The organism is Klenkia taihuensis (genome assembly GCF_900112525.1).
Lineage (GTDB): Bacteria > Actinomycetota > Actinomycetes > Mycobacteriales > Geodermatophilaceae > Klenkia > Klenkia taihuensis.
This window is the reverse complement of the sequence record NZ_FOMD01000001.1, coordinates 979,242-998,744: the sequence shown is the minus strand read 5'-3', so window position 1 is coordinate 998,744 and position 19,503 is coordinate 979,242. Positions and strand designations below refer to the sequence as shown.

Sequence of the window (19,503 nt, the reverse complement as noted above, 5' to 3'; positions counted from 1 at the left end):
CTCAGTCCCACTCCAATCCGCCGCGGCGCCAGACGTAGGCGTAGGCGATGAAGACCGTGGCGATGAAGACGACCATCTCGACCAGACCGAAGACCCCGAGCTGGTCGTTGGCGACCGCCCACGGGTAGAGGAAGACGATCTCGATGTCGAAGACGATGAAGAGCATCGCGGTCAGGTAGTACTTGATCGGGAAGCGACCGCCGGACAGCGGCTGGTCGACCGGCTCGATGCCGCACTCGTAGGCCTCGAGCTTGGCGGAGTTGTACCGGCGCGGGCCGATGAAGGGCGCCGCGGTGACCGAGAACAGCGCGAACCCGGCGGCCAGCACGAACAGGCCCACCAGCGGCGCGTAGGTCGCCAGCATCAGCGCCTCCCCCGGTTCCCGGTCCGCTTGTGAATTGGTTCACAAGTCGACACGTCAGAACCCTATGCCCGAGATCACAGTTCCCGGAAGGGACCCCCTCCCGGCGCGTCGCGACCCAGGGCACCCTCACCGACGTCCACGCAGGTCACGGGCGGGGTCATCCGCTCACCGCGCAGCGGTCCGCTCACCGGGCAGCCATCCGGTCACCGGGCAGCGGTCGGTTCACCGCGCGGTCGGCCGGTCACCCGGCAGCTGTCCGGTGACCCGGCAGCTGTCCGGTCACCGCACACCGTGACCGGACAGCTGCGCGGCGACCGGATGGCCCCGGTGAACGATGGCCGCGGCGGTGACGGGTTGCCGCTGCGGTGACCGGGTGCCGGCGGGGTGACCGGCCGGAGGATCAGCGGGAGGGGGTGAGGCGGTGCAGCACGTCGAGGGCGCGGTCGACGGCGTCGCCGTCGCGGCCGTCGGAGAGGTTGCCCATCAGCCGCAGCGCGACCGAGACCGCGGCCGGGCGCTTGAGGCCGTGGGCGGTGGCGAACCGGACCAGCTCCGGGCGGGCCAGCCCCTTGAGGAACAGCGCGCCCAGCCGGTGGTGCGCGCCGAACTCCGCGCGCAACCGCTCCGGGTAGCGGCGCAGCACCGCCTCCCGCGCCGGGCCCGCGGGCGCGGCCAGCGCGGCGAGCACCACCTCGGACGCCGTCCGGGCGGTCTCCATGGCGTAGCTGATGCCCTCGCCGTTGAACGGGTTGACCGTGCCGGCGGAGTCGCCGACCAGCAGCAGCCCGCGGGTGTAGGCGGGCCGCCGCGACAGCGAGGTGGGCAGCCCGGCGCCGCGCAGCGGGGTGCCCGGCGACTCGGGGTCGATGCCCCACGACGCGGGCAGCGAGGCGATCCAGCGCCGGTAGACGGTGCGGGTGTCGTCCTCGCCGGCGTACCGGGTGTCCAGCAGGCCGAAGCCGACGTTGGCCGTGCCGTCGCCCATCGGGAAGAACCAGCCGTAGCCGGGCATCGACGCGGCGTCGGGGCCCTGCGCGGTGAGGTCGAAGGAGATGTCGAGGTAGGGGTCGTGGGTGCGCGGGGTCGGCAGGTACTGCCGGACGGCGACGCCCAGCGGCAGGTCGGTGCGGCGGGTGAGGCCGATCGCCTTGGCCAGCCGGCCGGACAGGCCCTCGGCCGACACCACCAGCGCGGCCCGGTGCTCCTCGCCGTCGGCGGTGCGCACGCCGCACACCCGCCCGGCGTCGTCGAGCAGCGGCTCGGTGACGGTGACCCCGAACCGGATGTCGGCGCCGGCGGCGACGGCGTGCCGGGCGAGCTGGGCGTCGAGGTCGGCGCGGGTGCGGATCAGGCCACCGGAGGGCCAGCGCGCCAGCCGCGGCCAGTCGACCTCGACGACCTGGCCGCCGCCGTGCACCCGCAGGCCGCGGTGCCGCTGCCAGTCGGCGGTGGCTGACACATCCACGCCCATCGCGGACAGCGCCGCGACCCCGCGCGGGGTCAGCCCGTCGCCGCACACCTTCTCGCGCGGGAAGTGCGACTTCTCCAGCACCAGCACGTCGAGCCCGGCCCGGGCCAGCCACCAGGCCGCGGACGACCCGGCCGGCCCGGCCCCGGCGACCACCACGTCGTGCTGCTGCGTCGCCACGGGGGCGAGTCTAGGAAGGCGGGGGCGCGATCGGGTCGGTCGGGCTGGGCACCGGGGACGGCGGCGCGGGCTCCGACGGCACCGGGTCCACCGGGGTGGGCGGGGGTTCGACGGGGCCGGGGTCGGGCGTGGGCGGGAACGTCATGCGCCCGGTGTGCCCGTCCTCACACGGGGTCAACCGCGCTTGGTGCCCCGGTGCAGGGCGACGATGCCGCCGGTGAGGTTGCGCCAGGCGACGTCGCCCCAGCCGGCGGCCTGCAGCTTGGCCGCCATCGGCTGCTGCGGCGGCCACGCCCGGATCGACTCGGCGAGGTAGACGTAGGCCTCCGGGTTGCTGCTCACCGCCCGCGCGATCGAGGGCAGCGCCCGCATCAGGTACTCCAGGTAGACCGTGCGCCACGGCGCCCAGGTCGGGGTGGAGAACTCGCAGACCACCAGGGTGCCGCCGGGACGGGTGACCCGGGCGAACTCGCGCAGCGCGGCGTCGGGGTCGGCGACGTTGCGCAGGCCGAAGCTGATGACGACGCCGTCGACGCTCTCGTCGGCCAGCGGCAGCGCCATCGCGTCCCCGGCCACCATCGGCACCGGCCGGTGCGCCCCGGCGCGCAGCATCCCCTGGGAGAAGTCGCAGGCGATCGCGGTGACCCCGCCGGAGGCGAGCTCCACGGTGGAGACGCCGGTGCCGGCGGCGACGTCGAGCACGGTCTGGCCGGACCGGGCGCCCAGCGCCTCGCGGGTGGCCCGCCGCCAGCCGGCGTCCAGCCCGCCCGACAGCACGGTGTTGGTGACGTCGTAGCGGCCGGCGACCCGGTCGAACATCGCGGCGACCTCGGCGGGGCGCTTCTCCAGCGTCGCCCGGTAGCCGGCCTGTGTCCGATCTCCTGCGCTCACGCCCGATCACGATACGGGCGCGCTGCCTATCGTGACCGGTGTGACCGGTACGGCGACGACCACCCAGCGGGTGGTCACCACTCCCCTGGGCCGCCGGCGCAGCGACCTGCTGACCAAGCTGCCCGCGCAGGGCGCGCTGGCCTGGGTCCGCGACGGCGAGGGCCTGGTCGGCTGGGGCGAGGTGGACCGGCTGGAGGTCACCGGCCCCGGCGCGCTGGAGCGGGCCGCGCAGTGGTGGGCGCAGCGGTGCGCGGCCACCGAGGTGGTCGACCCGGTGGGCCTGCCCGGCTCGGGTGCGGTGCTGTTCGGGTCGGTCGCCTTCGACCCCGAGCGCGGCCGGTCGGTGTTCGTCGTCCCCGCCGTGGTGCTCGGCCGCCGGGACGGCGAGACCTGGGTGACCGTGGCCGGCGACGACCACCCCGAGGTCACCGAGTTCCCCGCCCAGGCCGCCGACACCTCCATCGGCCGGCTGGTCTACGCCGACGGCGCGCTGGACCCGGTGACCTGGTGCGGCCGGGTGTCCGAGGCGGTCCGCCGGATCGCGGCCGGCGACCTGGGCAAGGTGGTGCTGGCCCGCGACGTGCTGGTCCGCGCCGACCACCCGCTGGACCCCCGCCGGCTGCTGCTGCGGCTGGCCGCCCGCTTCCCCTCCTGCTGGACCTTCGCCGTCGAGGGCCTGCTCGGCGCGACCCCGGAGCTGCTGCTGCGCCGCACCGGCGACGAGGTGTCCTCCCGGGTGCTGGCCGGCACCGCCGCGCGCAGCTCCGACGCCGCGGCCGACACCGCGCTGGGTGCCGGGCTCGCCGGCAGCGCCAAGGACCACGCCGAGCACCGCTACGCCGTGGACAGCCTCGCCGCGGCGCTGCGGCCCTGGTGCACCGACCTCGACGTCCCGTCACGGCCCTCGGTGCTCACGCTGCCCAACGTCCGGCACCTGTCCACCGACGTCCGCGGCCACCTCGCGCCCGGCGCCCCCGGCCTGCTGCAGCTGCTGGCGGCGGTGCACCCCACCGCGGCGGTCGGCGGCACGCCCCGGGAGGCCGCGCTGGAGCTCATCCGGGAGGTCGAGGGCATGGACCGTGACCGGTACGCCGGCCCCGTCGGCTGGCTGGACGCCCGCGGGGACGGCGAGTTCGGGCTGGCGCTGCGCTGCGCCCAGCTGACCGGCGGCGCGGGCGGCGCCGAGGCCCGGCTGTTCGCCGGCTGCGGCATCGTCGGCGACTCCGACCCGATGGCCGAGCTCGCCGAGACCCAGGCCAAGCTCGCCGCGGTGCAGGCGGCCCTGCAGGACTAGTCGAGCGCGGTCGCGGCCGCCTCGCGCAGCGCCGTGGCCAGCTCGGCCTCCACCCGCTGGTCACCGCGCACCACGACCACCCGCGGACCACCCAGCGCCAGCGCGCCGCGCAGGCCGTCGGCGTCGTGCACCGACGTCGCCGCCCAGCCCATCGCCCGGGCGACGGCGACCAGGTCCCGGCCGTGCGGGGTGCCGAAGACCCGGCGGTAGCCCGCGGCGTGCTCGGGCCGGCCGGGCTCGAGCTGGGCGAAGATCCCGCCGCCGTCGTTGTCGGGCACCACCAGCGTCAGGTCGGGCACGGCCTCGCCGTCGCCCAGCAGCAGGCCCTGCAGGTCGTGCAGGAACGTCAGGTCGCCCAGCAGCGCGAACGCCGGCCCGCCGCCGGCGCCCTGGTGGGCCAGCGCGGCCCCGACCGCGGTGGACACGGTGCCGTCGATGCCGGCCACGCCGCGGTTGGCCAGCACGGTCAGCCCGGCCCGCGGCACGGCGTACCGGTCGACGTCGCGCACCGGGTTGGACGACCCGACCACCAGCAGCGCGCCGGCCGGGAGCTCGGCCACCAGGTCGCGGGCCAGCCGCGGCGCGGTGAGCCGGGTGGTGGCGTCCAGCACCCGGTCCACGGCGGCGCCGACGCGGTCGGCCGCCCCGGCCCACTCCTGCGCCCAGCCGTCGGGGACGACGTGGCCGGAGACGTCGACCTCGCCGAGGACGGCGCCGGGGTCGGGCAGCACCCCGCCCACCCGGACGCTCCCCCGGCCGGCGTCGGGCCAGCGGGGGTGCGGGGAGACGGTGTCGACGACGACGTCGGGGGAGGCCAGCAGCGCCGACACCGGCCGGCTCAGCGTCGGCCGGCCGACCACCAGCACCCGGTTGGGCCGGTGCGCGGCGGCCCACGGCGTGCCCAGCAGCAGCGCGGTGCCGCGCACGGAGGTGGTGCCGCCCCAGGTGCCGCTGCTCGGCTCGCCGAGCACCGGCCAGCCGCGCTGACCGGCGACGACGGCGGTGCTGCGGCCCAGCGCGACGGGGGCGTCGCCGGCGACGACGAGGGTGCGGCGGGCGCGCGCCGGGCCGGGGGTGCCCGGCGGCGGCGGGGTGGTCACCATCGCGCCGGGGCCCGCGCCGGGGCCGGTGCCGGGGGCGACCGTCGTCCAGGGGGCGTCGTCCGGGCGACCGGCCCACACCCCGGACGGCGGCGCGGGCCGGGGGTCGTGCCCCTCGGGCAGCAGCGGGTCGCGCAGCGCCAGGTTGAGGTGCACCGGCCCGGGGTCGCCGGACAGCGCACCGGTGGCGACCAGCAGGGCCCGGGCGGCGGTGGACCGCCAGTACCGGTTCTGCGCGGCCTCCCGGCCCTCCTCGGGCGTGCCGACGTCGGCCGCCCAGCGCACCGTGCCGCCGTAGAGGCCGGGCTGCTCGATCGTCTGGTTGGCGCCGGTGCCGCGCAGCTCCGGGGGCCGGTCGGCGGTGAGCAGCAGCAGCGGGATGCCGGACTGGTCGGCCTCGAGCGCGGCGGCGTGCAGGTGCGCGGTCGCCGTGCCCGAGGTGGTGAGCACCGGGACCGGGCGGCCGGTGACCTTGGCCAGCCCCAGGGCGAGGAAGGCCCCGGTGCGCTCGTCGATGCGCACGTGCAGCCGCAGCCGGCCCGACAGCTCGGCCTGGTGCAGCGCGAGGGCGACCGGCGCCGACCGGGAGCCGGGGCAGACGACGGCGTCGGTGACGCCGCCCCGGGCGAGCTCGTCGACCAGCACGCGGGCGAAGGCGGTGGCGGGGTTCACGCCGGGGCCCCCACCGAGGCCACCCGGTCGCGGCGGTCCCGCCAGCGCTGCTCGGTGACGGGGTCGGCCGCGGGGACCCGGTCGGGCACCACCGCGCGCACCGGCAGCGCGCCGTCCACCGGCAGCAGCGGCTCGGTGGTGACGTCCTCGGTGAACAGCGCGACCGTGGCCAGCCCGCAGGCGAAGGGCAGCTCGGGCAGCGCCGCGGCCAGCGCGACCCCGGCGGCGATGCCCACCGAGGACTCCAGCGCCGAGGACACCACGCACGGCAGGCCGTGCGCCTGGGCCACCTCCAGCGCGGCCCGCACCCCGCCCAGCGGCTGCACCTTGAGGACGACGACGTCGCACGCCTCGCGCAGGTCCACCCCCGCGGGGTCGGCCGAGCGGCGGACCACCTCGTCGGCGGCCACCCGCACGTCGACCCGGCGGCGCAGCGCGACCAGCTCCTCGACGGTGGCGCAGGGCTGCTCGACGTACTCCAGGCCGTACCGGTCCAGGGTGCGGATCCGCTCCACGGCGCGGTCGACCGACCAGGCGGCGTTGGCGTCGACCCGGACCGCCCCGCCCGGGCCCAGCGCGTCGCGGACGGCCTCCACCCGGGCCTCGTCGTCGGCGTCGGTCTGGCCGGGCTCGGCGACCTTGACCTTCGCGGTCCGGCAGCCCGACGCGGTGACCACGGCGTGCGCCTGCTCGGGGCCCACGGCCGGGACCGTGCAGTTCACCGGCACCGCGGCGCGCACCGGCGCCGGCCAGCCGACGGTGGCGGCCTCGACGGCCGCGGCCCACCAGCGGGTCACCTCGGCGTCGGCGTAGTCCCAGAACGGGGAGAACTCGCCCCAGCCGGCCGGGCCGCGCACCAGCACGCCGTCGCGGACGTCGATTCCGCGGAACCGGGTGCGCAGCGGGGTGCGGTACACCCGGAGGTCGGTCAGCTGCGGGTCCACCTCGTGATCCTAAGGAGCTCACTACCCTGGCTGCTCGTGGACCGGCGGCTGACCCTGGTGCCCGCGCCGGCCCTCGGCCCCGCGGTGCTCACCGACGTCTGGCCCGCCGTCCGCGCCGCCCTCGACGGCGGGGCGCCGCTGTCCGTCGTCCCCGCCGACCCCGGCCCGGCCGCCCGCGCCCGCGCGGTGCTGCGGCCGGACCTCCCGCTCGAGGACGGCGCCGACCTCGTCGTCCTCACCTCCGGCTCCACCGGCGACGGCCGCGGTGTGCTGCTGCCCGCCGCCGCCCTGCGGGCCTCGGCCACCGCGACGCTGGACCGGCTCGGCGGCCCCGGCGGCTGGCTGCTGGCGCTGCCGGTGAGCGCGGTCGCCGGCCTGCAGGTGCTGGTCCGGTCCGCCCTGGCCGGCGCGCCGCCCGCGGTGCTGGCCCCCGGGGAGCGGCTGGCCGACGCGCTGCCCCGGGTACCCGGCGACCGCCGGTACGCCGCCCTGGTGCCCACCCAGCTGCGCCGCCTCCTCGACACCGAGCCCGGCGCACTGCGCGCCCTGGACGCCGTGCTCGTCGGCGGTGCGGCCACCGACCCCGCGCTCCTCGCCCGCGCCCGCGCGGAGGGCGTCGGCGTGGTCACCACCTACGGGATGAGCGAGACCGCCGGCGGCTGCGTCTACGACGGCGTCCCGCTGGACGGCGTCGGGGTGCGGGTGGCCGACCGCGGCGTCGAGCTGACCGGCCCGCAGCTGGCGCTGGGTTACCGGCTGGACCCGGCCGCCACCGCCGAGGCGTTCGTCGACGGCTGGTTCCGCACCCGCGACGCCGGCACGCTGGTCGGGGGCCGGCTGCAGGTGCACGGCCGGCTGGACGACGTGCTGGTCTCCGGCGGGGTCAACGTGGCCCCGCAGGCGGTCGAGGCCGCGCTGCGCGAGCACCCCGCCGTCGACGACGCCGTGGTCGCCGGCCGGCCGGACCCCGAGTGGGGCCATCGGGTGGTCGCCGCCGTCGTCCCCTCCCCCGGCGCCGAGCCGCAGCTGGCCGACCTGCGGCCGTGGGTCGCCGAGCGCCTGGGCGCACCGGCCGCACCCAAGGAGCTGCTGCTGGTCGACGCCGTCCCCGTCCTGCACACCGGCAAGCCCGACCGCCGGTCGGTCACCCGCCTGTTCGAAGGAGCCTGATGGCCACCCCCGCCCAGTGGCTGGCCGGAGCCCGGCCCCGCACCCTGCCCGCCGCCGTCGCCCCCGTGCTGGTCGGCACCGGCGTCGCCGTGGCGCTGGACGGGTTCCGGCCGGTCCCCGCGCTGCTGGCCCTCCTCGTGGCCTTGGCCCTGCAGGTCGGGGTCAACTACGCCAACGACTTCTCCGACGGCCGCCGCGGCACCGACGCCGACCGGGTGGGCCCGATGCGGCTGGTCGGGTCGGGCGCGGCCGGCGAGCGCGCCGTGCTGGTCGCGGCGGTGCTGTCCTTCGCCGTCGCGGGGGTGGCCGGGCTGGCGATGGCCGCGCTGTCGAGCTGGTGGCTGGTCGCGGTCGGGGCGGTGAGCATCCTGGCCGCCTGGACCTACACCGGCGGCCCGATCCCCTACGGCTACCGGGCGCTGGGCGAGGTGTTCGTCTTCGTGTTCTTCGGCCTGGTCGCCACCGTGGGCACCACGTTCGGCCAGACCCGCACCGTGGAGGGGCTGGCGTTCGCCGCCGCCGTGCCGGTGGGCCTGCTGATCACCGCGATCCTGGTGGTGAACAACCTGCGCGACGTGCACGGCGACGCGGCGGTCGGGAAGCGGACGCTGGCGGTGCTGCTCGGCGAGCGGGCCACCCGGTGGTTCTTCACCGGCCTGGTCGTCGCCGCGTTCGTGGTGGTGCTGCTGGTCGGGCTGGCCCGGCCGTGGGCGCTGCTGGGGCTGCTGGCCGCCCCGGTCGCCGTCCCCCCGGTCCGCACGGTGCTGTCGGGCGCGCGCGGGCCGGCGCTGATCGCGGCCCTGGGCGGCACCGGACGGGCCACCCTGGTGACCGGCGTGGTGTTCGCCCTGGGGCTCGCGCTCAGCTGATCGGGTCGTCGGTGCCCTTCAGCCGGGCGCGCAGGTCGGCCTTGCTGGCCTTGCGGGTGACCGAGCGGGCGGCCATGGCCTCGGTGAGCTTGTCGCGCAGCGGGCGCAGCAGCACGAACGACAGCGGCATCGACAGCAGCAGGCCGAACAGCAGGCCGGGGAAGCTGCCCAGGCCCAGCAGCCACAGCAGGGCGACCAGCGCGGCGGCCAGCAGGATGCGCCCGAGGGTGTAGAGCGCCAGCAGCGGCCACACCGACGGCGGCTGCGCCGGACCGCCGGTCGGGCTCACCGGTCGGTTCTGCTCACTCTGCGCGGCCATGGCGGCCCTCCCACTTGGTCGACAGCACGACGGTCGTCCGGGTGCGTGCGACGCCCCGGATCCGGTTCAACGCGTTGATGGTGTCCTCGAGTGCCGGGATGTCGGTCACCCGCACCTTCAGCACGTAGCCCTCGGTGCCCGCGGTCCGCCAGCAGTCCTCGACGTGCGGCAGCGCGGACATCGCCTCCAGGATCCCCACGTCGTCGACCTCGTCGCTGTCGATGACGCCGATCAGCGCGGTCACCCCGAGGCCGACCGCGGCCGGGTCGACCACCGCGGTGTAGCCGGTGATGACCCCGGCGGACTCCAGCTTGCCCACCCGCTCGTGCACCGCGGGGGCGGACAGGCCGACCTGGCGGGCCAGCTCGGCGTAGCTGGCGCGGCCGTTGGCCTGCAGCAGCGCGAGCAGCTGCTCGTCGACGGCGTCGATGTCAGCCTCCTGGTTGGCGGTGCCGATCTGTGGGCATCCCCGAGTATCGCCGGGGCGCCTACATTGGGTGGCCGGTGGGTCGCGCACGACAGCGGGGAAGAGGTGGACCGGTGGTCTTCTTGGTCATGCTGGTGATCGCCATCGCGGTGGTCGTGCTCGTCATGCGGGCAGCGGCCACCCAGGGCGGCAACGGCAACGGCGGTGGTGGTCTCCGCCGTCCCCGGCCGCCGCGCGGTCCCCGGCCGCCGCAGCGCCCCGTGGCGCCCGACGACGACCCGGACTTCCTCCGCGAGCTCGACCGGCGCACCCGCCGCGACGACGGGTCCACCCCCGCCTGAGGTCAGGCGGCGGTGGTCGGCCGGGTCTGGCCGCCGCCGAAGAACCGGCGCCAGCCGGTGCGCCGGGTGGGCTGCTCCGGTGCGCCGGCCCCGGCCTGGGCGGCCGCGTCCAGCACGGCCAGCACCGAGCCGTCGTCGGCCGGGTGGACCGCGAGCGGCTCGACGGGGTCGGCCCCGGGCCAGCCCAGGCCGTCGGCGAAGTGGGTCTCCGCCGGCCAGCCGACCGCGGTGCTGCCGGGCTCGGCGGCCTGGTGCTGCACGACGTTCGGCGCGCGCGGCGGCTGCGGCCCCTGCGGCCCCTGCTGACGGCGCTCCAGGGCGTCGGCCACCAACGGGTGCACGGTGGCCCCGTCGAGGGCCGAGTGCTTACCCACCGTGGGCTCCTGCGTACGTGCGCATACGAGCAGGGTGACACGGTTTCCCGCTCCGAGCACGTGTTCTGCGCCGTCCGTCCCCCGACAGTGGGGGTGACGGAGAGTTACACCGGTGTCAGTTCACCCCGCCGTAGGAGTGCAGGCCGGTGGACACCATGTTCACGTAGAGCAGGTTGAAGATCATCACGCCCAGGCCCACGACGTTGATCCAGGCCGAGGGGCGGCCGCGCCAGCCGGCGGTGGTGCGGGCGTGCAGGTAGGCGGCGTAGACGACCCAGGCGATGAAGGCCCAGGTCTCCTTGGGGTCCCAGCCCCAGAACCGGCCCCACGCGCTCTCGGCCCAGATGGCGCCGGCGATCACGGCGAAGGTCCAGATCGGGAAGCCGAAGACTGCGGTGCGGTGCGCGGTGCGGTCCAGCGCGGCGGCACCGGGCAGCCGGTGCACGATCCGCGACAGCGGCTGCTCACCGGCGGCGACCTTGGCCTCGTACCGGGCGCGGACCAGGTACATCACGCTCGCGATGCCGGAGACGAAGAAGATGCCGAAGCCCAGGATCGCGGTGGTGACGTGCACGGCCAGCCAGGCCGAGCGGAGCGCGGCGACCAGCGGGCCGGCCGAGGCGTAGAGGAACAGCCCGATGCCGACCATGGAGAGCACGACCGGGGCGAGCACGAAGATGCCGATGTGCCGCAGCGACGGGGTGCGCACCGCGAGCACCAGGTAGACCACGACGGCGACCAGCACGACGGCGGTGCCGAACTCGTACATGTTGCCCCAGGGCAGCCGGCCGGTGGCCATGCCGCGGGTGACCAGCACCCCGGCCTGCACGACCGCGCCCAGCGCGGTGAGGGCCATCGCGACCATGCCCCAGCGGCGGGCCCGCGCCGGCTCGTCGTCGGCGGTGCCGCCGGGACGGGCCACGGGCTGCTCGGCCGGGCCACCGCCGGCGGCGACCAGCTCGCGGGCGGGGGCCGTGCGGCCGCCGAAGGCGAGCTCGGCGCAGAAGGCGACGACGGCCAGGGAGTAGAGCCCCACCGCGACGGAGAAGAGCGTGTCCGAGGTCGCGGCCAGCGATTCGTTGATCACGTGCGGGGGTTCTCCTCGGTGCGGGCGCGGCGGGTCAGGGCCGCCGCGACGTCGTCGGTGAGCGCGGTGAAGCGGGGGGCGGTGTCGGCGCTGCCGCGGGTCAGCGCCCCGACCACCAGGACGGTACCCGCGCCGTCGGGACCGGCGGTGGCGCGGGCGAAGACCCGTTCCCGGCGCAGCAGCAGCATGCCGAGCAGGCCGACCAGGATGGCGATCGCCGAGACCAGCACCCACACCTGGCCGGGGTCGTGCGAGACCTGCATCGCGGCGAACTGCTTGACGCCGGAGAAGGTGATGACGGTGCCGTCGGCCAGCGTGGTGGACTCCCCCACCTTCAGGTTGGCCTCGCCGACCCGGGTCAGGTTGCCGCGGTCGATCTGGGTCTGGTCCAGGGAGTAGACGTTCTGCGGCAGCCCGGAGTCCAGGCCGAGGTAGCCCTCGTAGACGAAGACGGCGACCTGCGGGTCCAGCGGCCGGGGGTCGACCGAGGTCAGCACCCCGCCCTGCACCGAGCCGGTGGGCGCGAACAGGCCCTGCAGGGCCAGCTGCTCGTCCGAGCCGGGCACGTCGGGCAGCTTGAGCGCGCCCTCGCTGGACATGGTCTGGGTCTCGGCGGGCAGGAACGGCGCGGAGATGTCGGTGAAGGAGTCGCCGTTGGGGAAGGTCACGCTGAACACCGGGGCGTACCCGTGGCCGGTGACGTAGACCCGGTCGCCGTCGAAGCGCAGCGGGCTGTTCACGCCGATCGTGGTGCCCCGGCTGGCCGACCCGGCCAGGCCGTACTGGATGTCGGCGGTGAAGGAGGCCGCGGTGAGGTTCTCCTCGTACTCGGCCTTGAAGTCGTCGAGGGTGACGCACAGCGGCGACATCTCCCCGGCGTCGACCAGCGCGCCCGAGCTGTAGTTGTCGTACTGCTGGAAGGTGTTGCAGAACCGGTCGCCCTCGGTGACCAGGATGCTGCCCTCGTAGCCCCACAGCTTGCCGCCGGCCAGGCCGAGCAGCAGCGCCAGCAGGGCGAGGTGGAACACGACGTTGCCGGTCTCCTTGAGCAAACCCTTCTCCGCCGACAGCTCCGGGCCGTACCGGCCTTCGCGGCGCACCACCCGGAAGCGGCGGACCCGCAGCTCCTCCTCGACCACGTCGAGGGTGGCGGTGCCGTCCAGGCCGGAGTCCAGGCTCCGGTGGTCGGGCAGCCGGTGCAGGTGCCGCGGGGCGGGCGGGGGCGCGGCGAACACCGCACGGGCGTGCTCGACCGCCCGCGGCACGACGCAGCCGATGAGCGAGAGGAACAGCAGCAGGTAGATCGCGGCGAACCAGGGCGAGGAGAAGACGTCGAACAGGTAGAACCTGTCCAGCACCGGCGCGAGGTCCGGGTGGTCGGCGAAGTACCGGGTCACCTGGCTCTGCGACAGCGAGCGCTGCGGCAGCAGCGAGCCGGGCACCGAGGCGACGGCGAGCAGGAACAGCAGCACCAGCGCCGTCCGCATCGCCGTCAGCGACCGCCACCAGCGCAGCAGCGTCGTCCCGACCCGGCTCGCGGGCGACGGGCCGGACGGGGGCGGCGGCGCGGCCGCGGGCCGCTCGACGGTGGTGGTCACAGGAAGAACTCCCCGAAGCCGGTGGAGGCGAGCCAGGAGCGGAACCAGATCATGCCCTCGCCCCACAGCCCGGTGAGCAGCAGCAGGCCGACGACGACGAGGACGGCGCCGCCGGTGCGGCTGACCGCGGCGGCGTGCCGGCGCAGGAACCCGGTGGCCCCGACCGCCCAGCGGGCGCCGAGGGCGACCAGCACGAACGGGACGCCGAGGCCCAGGCAGTAGGCGATGCCGAGGAAGGAGCCGCGGGCCGCGGTGGCCTCGGCGAAGGCCAGCGAGTTGACCGCGGCCAGCGTGGGCCCCAGGCACGGCGTCCAGCCCAGGCCGAACACGACGCCGAGCAGCGGTGCACCGGCCAGGCCGGTGGCCGGGCGGACCGACAGCTTCCTCGTGCGCTGCAGGAACGGCAGCCAGCCCAGGAAGCCCAGGCCGACGACGACGGTGACCCCGCCCATGACCCGGGTGATCTCGTCGTTGTAGACCAGCAGCCAGCGGCCCAGGCCGCCGAACAGCGCGCCGAAGGCGACGAAGACGGCGGTGAAGCCGAGGACGAACAGCAGCGCGCCGGTGACCATGCGCCCGCGCGGGGGCCGCTCGTCGGTGCGCACCGCGGTGGCCACCGCCCCGGTCCCGCTGGCGTCGCCGGCGGGCTGCCGGGCCGGGGTGCCGGTGCCGACCAGGCCGGTGACGTAGGACAGGTAGCCGGGGACCAGCGGGAGCACGCAGGGCGAGGCGAAGCTGATCAGCCCGACGAGGGCGGCGACGGCCGCGGCCACCAGCAGCGGCCCGTCGGTGACCAGCCCGGCGAAGGTCTCCCCCACGGCTCAGTCCTCCTCGAGCAGCTGGTCGATGGTGGCCTGCAGGTTCGTCTGGGTGACCGCGCCGGTGTAGACCGCGGCGACGTCGCCGGACCGGTCCAGCACGATGGTCGAGGGGATGGCGGCCGCCGGGAAGTCGCGGAAGGCGAGGGCGACCTCGCTGGCCGGGTCGAACAGGGACGGGTAGGTCAGCCCCTTGTTGTCCACGAAGGCCTGGGCGAGCTGCTGCTGGTCCTTGACGTTGACGCCGAGGAACTGCACGCCCTGCGCGGCGACGTCGACGTAGACGTCCTCGAACTCCGGGCTCTCCACCCGGCACGGCGCGCACCAGGAGCCCCAGAAGTTGATCACCGCGACGTCGCCGTCGAGCTCCTGCGAGCTCCAGGACTCCCCGTCGAGCAGGGTGCCGCTGAACTCCGGGGCGCTGGAGCGCTCGCCCTCGGGGATGACCTCGCCGGCCGGGGTGGCCGCGACGAACCGGAACTCGCCGCCGTTGTTCACGTCGACCTGGTCCGAGCCGGTGGAGCACCCGGCGAGCGCGAGGACGGCGACCAGCCCGGCGAGCAGCATCTTCATGCGCCACCCACCGTGCCCTTCCCGGCCGGGCCGGCGGGCTCGGCGTAGTCGACCCGGACCAGCTCGTCGCCGGCCCAGGTCAGCGAGGTGACGCTGGCCAGCCCGCACTGGCGGCGCCGGGGGTCGTGCAGGTAGCTGCGGCCCTCGACGGTCAGCCGCAGCACCCAGATGGGCAGCTGGTGGCTGACGCAGACCGCGGCCGAGCCCCGGGCGGCGTCGCGGGCGGTGTGCACCGCACCCAGCATCCGCTCGGCGATCTCCCGGTACGGCTCGCCCCAGGAGGGCCGGAACGGGTTGCGCAGCCGCCACCAGTTCGCCGGGTGCTTGAGCGCCCCGTCGCCGACCCCGAAGGTCTGGCCCTCGAACTGGTTGCCCGCCTCGACCAGCCGGTCGTCGGTGGCGATGTCGAGCCCCAGCGTCGAGGCGATGGGCGCGGCGGTCTCCTGCGCGCGCTGCAGCGGCGAGGCGACGAGGTGGGTGATGGGCCGGTGGTGGCCGAACCACTGCGCGGCGGTCGCGGCCATGCCGTGCCCGGCCTCGGAGAGGTGGAACCCGGGCAGCCGCCCGTAGAGCACGCCGGTGGGGTTGTGCACCTCGCCGTGCCGCATCACGTGCACGGTGGTCGTCTCGGCGGTCACGGCTGCAGCGCCTGCGCGTCGTGCGACACCGCGGGGGCGGTGCCGGGGGTGGCCGCGGCGGCCGCGCGGGCGGCGGCGGGCAGCGCGTCGAGCACGTGCTGCACGGCCTCGTCGTCCATGGCGGCGTTGACGAACCAGGACTCGAACGCCGACGGCGGCAGGTACACCCCGTCGGCCAGCATCGAGTGGAAGAAGGCGGTGTGCCGCGCGGTCTCCTGGGTGCGGGCGTCGTCGTAGTCGCGCACGACCCGGCCGTCGGGCACGAAGAACACCGAGAACATCGACCCGGCCGTCTGCAGCCGGTGGGCCACCCCGGCGGCGGTGAGGGCGTCGGTGAGGGCACCGGAGATCGTGGCGGCGACGGCGTCGCAGCGGGCGTAGACCTCGTCGGTGCAGTGCCGCAGCGTGGTCAGGCCGGCGGCGACCGCCACGGGGTTCCCGGCCAGGGTGCCCGCCTGGTAGACCGGCCCGAGCGGGGCCAGCTGCTGCATCAGCTCGGCGCGGCCGCCGAAGGCCGCGGCGGGCAGCCCGCCGCCCATCACCTTGCCGAAGGTGACCAGGTCGGCGTCGTAGTGCTCGTGCCCGCGCCAGCCCGAGCGGCTGACCCGGAACCCGGTCATCACCTCGTCGACCAGCAGCAGTGCGCCGTGGGCGGCGGTGATCCGGCGCAGCTCGGCGTTGAAGCCGGAGAGCGGGGGGACGACGCCCATGTTGCCGGCGGCGGCCTCGGTGGCCACCACGGCGATCTCGCTGCCCCGCTCGGCGAAGACGGCCTCGACCGCGGCGACGTCGTTGTAGGGCAGCACCACGGTGTCGGCCGCGGCGCCCGTGGTGACGCCGGGGGTGTCGGGCAGGCCGAGGGTGGCCACGCCGGAGCCGGCCGCGGCGAGCAGGGCGTCGACGTGGCCGTGGTAGCAGCCGGCGAACTTGACGACGACCGGGCGGCCGGTGGCGCCGCGGGCCAGCCGGATGGCCGAGAGCACGGCCTCGGTGCCGGAGTTGACCAGCCGGACCTGCTCCACGCCGGCCCGGTCGACGATCTCGGCGGCCAGCTCGACCTCGCCGCCGGTGGGCGTGCCGAAGGAGAACCCGCGGGAGGCCGCGTCGGTGACGGCGGCGACGACGGCGGGGTGGGCGTGGCCCAGGATCATCGGGCCCCAGGAGCTGACCAGGTCGACGTAGCGGCGGCCGTCGACGTCGGTGATCCAGGGGCCGGAGCCCGACGCCATGAAGCGCGGGGTGCCGCCGACGGCGCGGAAGGCGCGCACCGGGGAGTTGACCCCGCCGGGGGTCACCGCGCGGGCGCGCTCGAACAGGTCGGCCGAGGCCGGGGCGTCGTACGGGTAGCTCACGGCTCCACTGTCCCAGGCTGCGCATCGCTGCCGTCGGCCCCCGTCAGGGCTGTGCGCAGGGCAGCGGTGAGCTGTGCGGGCCGGCGGGTGGGCACCAGCACCGTGGTGCCGTCGGTGCGGCGCACCGGCAGGCCCACCCGGCCCTTCGGCACGTCGGCCCCGCCGCCCAGCACGGGGGCGCCGACGTCCACGCCGACCTCGCCGTCCAGCGAGGCCGGGTCGATCTCGGCCAGCGGCAGCCGCTCGCGGCCCACCACCAGGCCGGCGTCGGGGCCGCGGCCGGTGACGGTGACCGTCCAGACCCGGTTGGCCGAGACGGTGCCGGCCGCGACGATGCCGAGCACGGCGACGACGGCGACCACCCACACCAGCAGCGGCACGTCCTGCCCGGGCAGGACGGCGCTGAGCACGGCCAGGACGACGAACGCCGCGGCCATCGACCACAGCGTCCGCCAGGACCCGCCCGGCTCGGTGTAGATCACCGCAACCAGGCGGCGGCCTCGACCGCCCAGTAGGTCAGCACGGTCGACGCCCCGGCCCGGCGGATCGAGGTGAGGGTCTCCAGGATGGCCCGGCGGCGGTCGACCATGCCGCGCTCGGCGGCCGCCTCGACCATCGCGTACTCACCGCTGACCTGGTAGGCGCTCACCGGGACGTCGACGGCGTCGGCGACCTGGCGGACGATGTCCAGGTAGGGCAGCGCGGGCTTGACCATGACCGCGTCGGCGCCCTCGGCGAGGTCCTGCCGGACCTCCCGCAGCGCCTCGGCGGCGTTGGGCGGGTCCATCTGGTAGGTCGAGCGGTCGCCGAACTGCGGAGCGCCCTCGGCGGCCTCGCGGAACGGGCCGTAGAAGCCCGAGGCGTACTTGGCGGCGTAGGCCAGGATCGGGACCTCGGTGAACGCCGCGGCGTCCAGGCCGGCGCGGATGGCGGCGACCTGGCCGTCCATCATCCCGCTGGGCGCCACGAGGTGCGCCCCGGCCTGCGCCTGCGCGACGGCCACCGCAGCGTAGCGGTCCAGCGTGGGGTCGTTGTCGACCACGCCGGCCGGGGTGACCACGCCGCAGTGGCCGTGGTCGGTGTACTCGCACAGGCAGAGGTCGGCCATGAGCACCAGTTCGTCGCCGAGGTCGGCCCGCAGCTGCTGCAGCGCCACGTTGACCACGCCGTCGGCGGCGTCGGCCTGGGAGCCCACCGGGTCCTTGTCGGCGGGGATGCCGAACAGCATCAGCCCGCCGATGCCGGCCTCGGCCGCCTCGGCCGCGGCCTTCCGGAGCGACTCCTGCGAGTGCTGCACGACGCCGGGCATGGAGCCGATCGGCTGCGGGGAGTCGATGCCCTGCTTGACGAAGACCGGCAGCACGAAGTCGGCGGGGGCCAGCCGGGTCTGCGCGGTCAGCCGGCGCAGAGCCGGCGTCGAGCGCAGCCGCCGTCCCCGGGCGAAGCCGGGGGTCGCGCCGCCCGGGAGGCCCCCGCCGGTCACTCGGCGGACCCGCCCTCGGCCTCGGCGCGGCGGGCCTCGGCGAACGCGGCGAGCGCGTCCACCAGCGGGCCGACCGCGGCGGTCTCGGGCTGGACGTCGACCCGCAGGCCGAACTCGGTGGCGCTGGCCGCGGTGGCCGGGCCGATCACCGAGACGACGGTGCGGGCGTGCGGCTTGCCGGCGATGCCGACCAGGTTGCGCACGGTCGAGGACGAGGTGAAGCAGACGGCGTCGAAGCCGCCGCCCTTGATCGCCTCGCGGACCGCGGCGGCCGGCGGGGCGGCGCGCACGGTGCGGTAGGCGGTGACGTCGTCGACCTCCCAGCCGCGGTCCTTCAGGCCCGCGGTCAGGGTCTCGGTGGCGATGTCGGCGCGCGGCAGCAGCACCCGGTCGATCGGGTCGAACACGTCGTCGTAGGGCGGGAAGTCGACCAGCAGGCCCTCGGAGGACTGGTCGCCCGAGGGGACCAGCTCGGGCACGATGCCGAACTCGCGGACCGCCTGGGCGGTCTGCTCGCCGACGCAGGCGACCTTGACCCCGGCGAACGCGCGGGCGTCGAGGCCGAGCTCGGTGAACTTCTCCCGCACCGCGCGGACGGCGTTGGTGGAGGTGAACACGATCCAGCCGTAGCGGCCGGTGACCAGGCCCTTGACGGCGCGGTCCATCTGGGCCGGGCTGCGCGGGGGCTCCACGGCGATGGTGGGCACCTCGACCGGCACGGCGCCGTAGGCGCGCAGCCGCTCGCTCATGTCGCCGGCCTGCTCCTTGGTGCGGGGCACCAGCACGCGCCAGCCGAACAGCGGGCGCGACTCCCACCAGCCGAGCTTGCCGCGCTTGTCCACGACCGCGCCGACGGTGACGACGACCGAGCCCGACAGCGACTCGACGCCGGCGTCCTTCTCGGCGACCTGGGACAGCTTGGCCGCGACGCTCTTCTGCGCGGTGCCGGTGCCCTCGACGGTGACCAGCACCGGGGTCGAGCCGGACAGCCCGCCCTCGACCAGCCCGGCGGCGACGCCGGCCAGCTGGTCGGCGGCGACCTGCAGCACCAGCGGGCTGCCGGTGCCGGTGGCCGCGGCGGCCAGCGCGGCCGGGTCGGCGGCCTCGTCGCCGCGCAGGTCGGCCTGCACCGAGCCCGCGCCGACGGCGACGCCGGCGTAGGCCGGGACGGCGGTGCCCACGGCCACGCCGGGGACGACGTCGAAGGGCACGCTGGTGCGGGTGACCGCGAGGGTCTCCTTGACCACGGCGTCGGTGGTGAACGGGTCGCCGGCGACGAGCCGGACGACGACCGAGCCGTTCTTCGCGGCGGCCACGGCGGTCTTCGCGACCTCGGCGGGCTCGCCGGTGGCCACGGCGAGCTCGAGCTCGGGGTGGGCCTCGCGCACGGCGTCGGCCAGCGGCGCCGGGACGTCGGCGTCGTGCAGCACCAGGTCGGCTGCGGCCAGCGCGTCGGCGGCGCGGGCGGTCAGCAGCCCGGGGTCGCCGGGGCCGGCGCCGACGAAGACGACTCGGCCGGTCTGCTTGCGTGAGCGCGTCAT

21 protein-coding genes are annotated in these 19,503 nt (G+C 76.2%); 4 read left to right on the top strand and 17 right to left on the bottom strand.

What is annotated here, in order from left to right:
- Position 1 precedes the first annotated feature (1 nt).
- The 3 genes from BM158_RS04985 to BM158_RS04975 all read right to left on the bottom strand — a co-directional run bounded on the left by BM158_RS04985 (position 2) and on the right by BM158_RS04975 (position 2,903).
- Positions 2 to 364, bottom strand: coding sequence for an NADH-quinone oxidoreductase subunit A (locus BM158_RS04985; RefSeq protein ID WP_165640194.1), 363 nt, complete (start codon positions 362 to 364; stop codon positions 2 to 4).
- A gap of 400 nt (positions 365 to 764) precedes the next feature.
- Positions 765 to 2,012 carry a geranylgeranyl reductase family protein gene (locus BM158_RS04980; RefSeq protein WP_091555177.1) on the bottom strand — a complete coding sequence of 416 codons (1,248 nt, stop codon included), beginning with the start codon at positions 2,010 to 2,012 and terminating at the stop codon, positions 765 to 767.
- Between the two features lie 174 nt (positions 2,013 to 2,186).
- Entirely contained in the window at positions 2,187 to 2,903 is a 717-nt protein-coding gene (locus BM158_RS04975) for a demethylmenaquinone methyltransferase (protein WP_229827636.1), read from the bottom strand.
- Between the two features lie 40 nt (positions 2,904 to 2,943).
- On the opposite strand from BM158_RS04975, the gene BM158_RS04970 reads away from it, so the two are divergent.
- Complete coding sequence (locus BM158_RS04970; protein WP_091556344.1) at positions 2,944 to 4,197, top strand: isochorismate synthase; 1,254 nt, start codon at positions 2,944 to 2,946, stop codon at positions 4,195 to 4,197.
- On the opposite strand, the gene menD is transcribed toward BM158_RS04970, so the two are convergent.
- Together menD and BM158_RS04960 are read right to left on the bottom strand one after the other, a co-directional pair.
- On the bottom strand, positions 4,194 to 5,969 hold the full coding sequence (gene menD / locus BM158_RS04965) for a 2-succinyl-5-enolpyruvyl-6-hydroxy-3-cyclohexene-1-carboxylic-acid synthase (protein WP_091555173.1): 1,776 nt from the start codon (positions 5,967 to 5,969) through the stop codon (positions 4,194 to 4,196). The genes BM158_RS04970 and menD overlap by 4 nt on opposite strands.
- Positions 5,966 to 6,913 carry an o-succinylbenzoate synthase gene (locus tag BM158_RS04960; protein WP_091555171.1) on the bottom strand — a complete coding sequence of 316 codons (948 nt, stop codon included), beginning with the start codon at positions 6,911 to 6,913 and terminating at the stop codon, positions 5,966 to 5,968. The genes menD and BM158_RS04960 overlap by 4 nt, the downstream gene beginning before the upstream one ends.
- 36 nt (positions 6,914 to 6,949) lie before the next feature.
- Between BM158_RS04960 and menE the strand changes: the two genes are divergently transcribed.
- Together menE and BM158_RS04950 are read left to right on the top strand one after the other, a co-directional pair.
- Positions 6,950 to 8,083, top strand: coding sequence for an o-succinylbenzoate--CoA ligase (gene menE, locus BM158_RS04955; RefSeq protein ID WP_091555169.1), 1,134 nt, complete (start codon positions 6,950 to 6,952; stop codon positions 8,081 to 8,083).
- A complete protein-coding gene (locus tag BM158_RS04950) occupies positions 8,083 to 8,952 on the top strand; it encodes a 1,4-dihydroxy-2-naphthoate polyprenyltransferase (RefSeq protein ID WP_091555167.1) in 870 nt (289 codons plus the stop codon). Before menE ends, BM158_RS04950 begins: the two co-directional genes overlap by 1 nt.
- On the opposite strand, the gene BM158_RS04945 is transcribed toward BM158_RS04950, so the two are convergent.
- Both BM158_RS04945 and BM158_RS04940 read right to left on the bottom strand, forming a co-directional pair.
- Positions 8,945 to 9,241 (bottom strand): DUF4229 domain-containing protein, encoded by a 297-nt coding sequence (locus BM158_RS04945; RefSeq protein ID WP_229827637.1) that lies wholly within the window; start codon positions 9,239 to 9,241, stop codon positions 8,945 to 8,947. The genes BM158_RS04950 and BM158_RS04945 overlap by 8 nt on opposite strands.
- Positions 9,242 to 9,254: 13 nt before the next feature.
- A complete protein-coding gene (locus BM158_RS04940) occupies positions 9,255 to 9,788 on the bottom strand; it encodes an Lrp/AsnC family transcriptional regulator (protein ID WP_229827638.1) in 534 nt (177 codons plus the stop codon).
- Between the two features lie 23 nt (positions 9,789 to 9,811).
- On the opposite strand from BM158_RS04940, the gene BM158_RS04935 reads away from it, so the two are divergent.
- Positions 9,812 to 10,039, top strand: coding sequence for a hypothetical protein (locus BM158_RS04935; protein WP_091555163.1), 228 nt, complete (start codon positions 9,812 to 9,814; stop codon positions 10,037 to 10,039).
- Between the two features lie 2 nt (positions 10,040 to 10,041).
- Here the strand turns inward: BM158_RS04935 and BM158_RS04930 are convergent, their stop codons facing one another.
- The 10 genes from BM158_RS04930 to BM158_RS04885 form a co-directional block, all read right to left on the bottom strand.
- A complete protein-coding gene (locus BM158_RS04930; protein ID WP_091555162.1) occupies positions 10,042 to 10,413 on the bottom strand; it encodes a hypothetical protein in 372 nt (123 codons plus the stop codon).
- A gap of 115 nt (positions 10,414 to 10,528) precedes the next feature.
- On the bottom strand, positions 10,529 to 11,500 hold the full coding sequence (gene ccsB, locus BM158_RS04925) for a c-type cytochrome biogenesis protein CcsB (protein ID WP_091555160.1): 972 nt from the start codon (positions 11,498 to 11,500) through the stop codon (positions 10,529 to 10,531).
- On the bottom strand, positions 11,497 to 13,098 hold the full coding sequence (resB, locus tag BM158_RS04920) for a cytochrome c biogenesis protein ResB (protein WP_091555159.1): 1,602 nt from the start codon (positions 13,096 to 13,098) through the stop codon (positions 11,497 to 11,499). Before resB ends, ccsB begins: the two co-directional genes overlap by 4 nt.
- Positions 13,095 to 13,916, bottom strand: a complete 822-nt coding sequence (locus tag BM158_RS04915) for a cytochrome c biogenesis CcdA family protein (protein WP_091555157.1) — start codon at positions 13,914 to 13,916, stop codon at positions 13,095 to 13,097. The genes resB and BM158_RS04915 overlap by 4 nt, the downstream gene beginning before the upstream one ends.
- Positions 13,917 to 13,919: 3 nt before the next feature.
- The gene (locus tag BM158_RS04910) at positions 13,920 to 14,489 is read right to left on the bottom strand and encodes a TlpA disulfide reductase family protein (RefSeq protein WP_091555155.1); all 570 of its coding nucleotides are present in this window, start codon (positions 14,487 to 14,489) and stop codon (positions 13,920 to 13,922) included.
- Positions 14,486 to 15,127 carry a histidine phosphatase family protein gene (locus BM158_RS04905; protein ID WP_229827639.1) on the bottom strand — a complete coding sequence of 214 codons (642 nt, stop codon included), beginning with the start codon at positions 15,125 to 15,127 and terminating at the stop codon, positions 14,486 to 14,488. The genes BM158_RS04910 and BM158_RS04905 overlap by 4 nt, the downstream gene beginning before the upstream one ends.
- The gene (gene hemL / locus BM158_RS04900; protein ID WP_091555153.1) at positions 15,124 to 16,479 is read right to left on the bottom strand and encodes a glutamate-1-semialdehyde 2,1-aminomutase; all 1,356 of its coding nucleotides are present in this window, start codon (positions 16,477 to 16,479) and stop codon (positions 15,124 to 15,126) included. Before hemL ends, BM158_RS04905 begins: the two co-directional genes overlap by 4 nt.
- The gene (locus tag BM158_RS04895; protein ID WP_229827640.1) at positions 16,476 to 16,961 is read right to left on the bottom strand and encodes a hypothetical protein; all 486 of its coding nucleotides are present in this window, start codon (positions 16,959 to 16,961) and stop codon (positions 16,476 to 16,478) included. Before BM158_RS04895 ends, hemL begins: the two co-directional genes overlap by 4 nt.
- Complete coding sequence (gene hemB / locus BM158_RS04890) at positions 16,958 to 17,962, bottom strand: porphobilinogen synthase (RefSeq protein ID WP_091555151.1); 1,005 nt, start codon at positions 17,960 to 17,962, stop codon at positions 16,958 to 16,960. Before hemB ends, BM158_RS04895 begins: the two co-directional genes overlap by 4 nt.
- Complete coding sequence (locus tag BM158_RS04885; protein ID WP_091555150.1) at positions 17,959 to 19,503, bottom strand: uroporphyrinogen-III synthase; 1,545 nt, start codon at positions 19,501 to 19,503, stop codon at positions 17,959 to 17,961. The genes hemB and BM158_RS04885 overlap by 4 nt, the downstream gene beginning before the upstream one ends.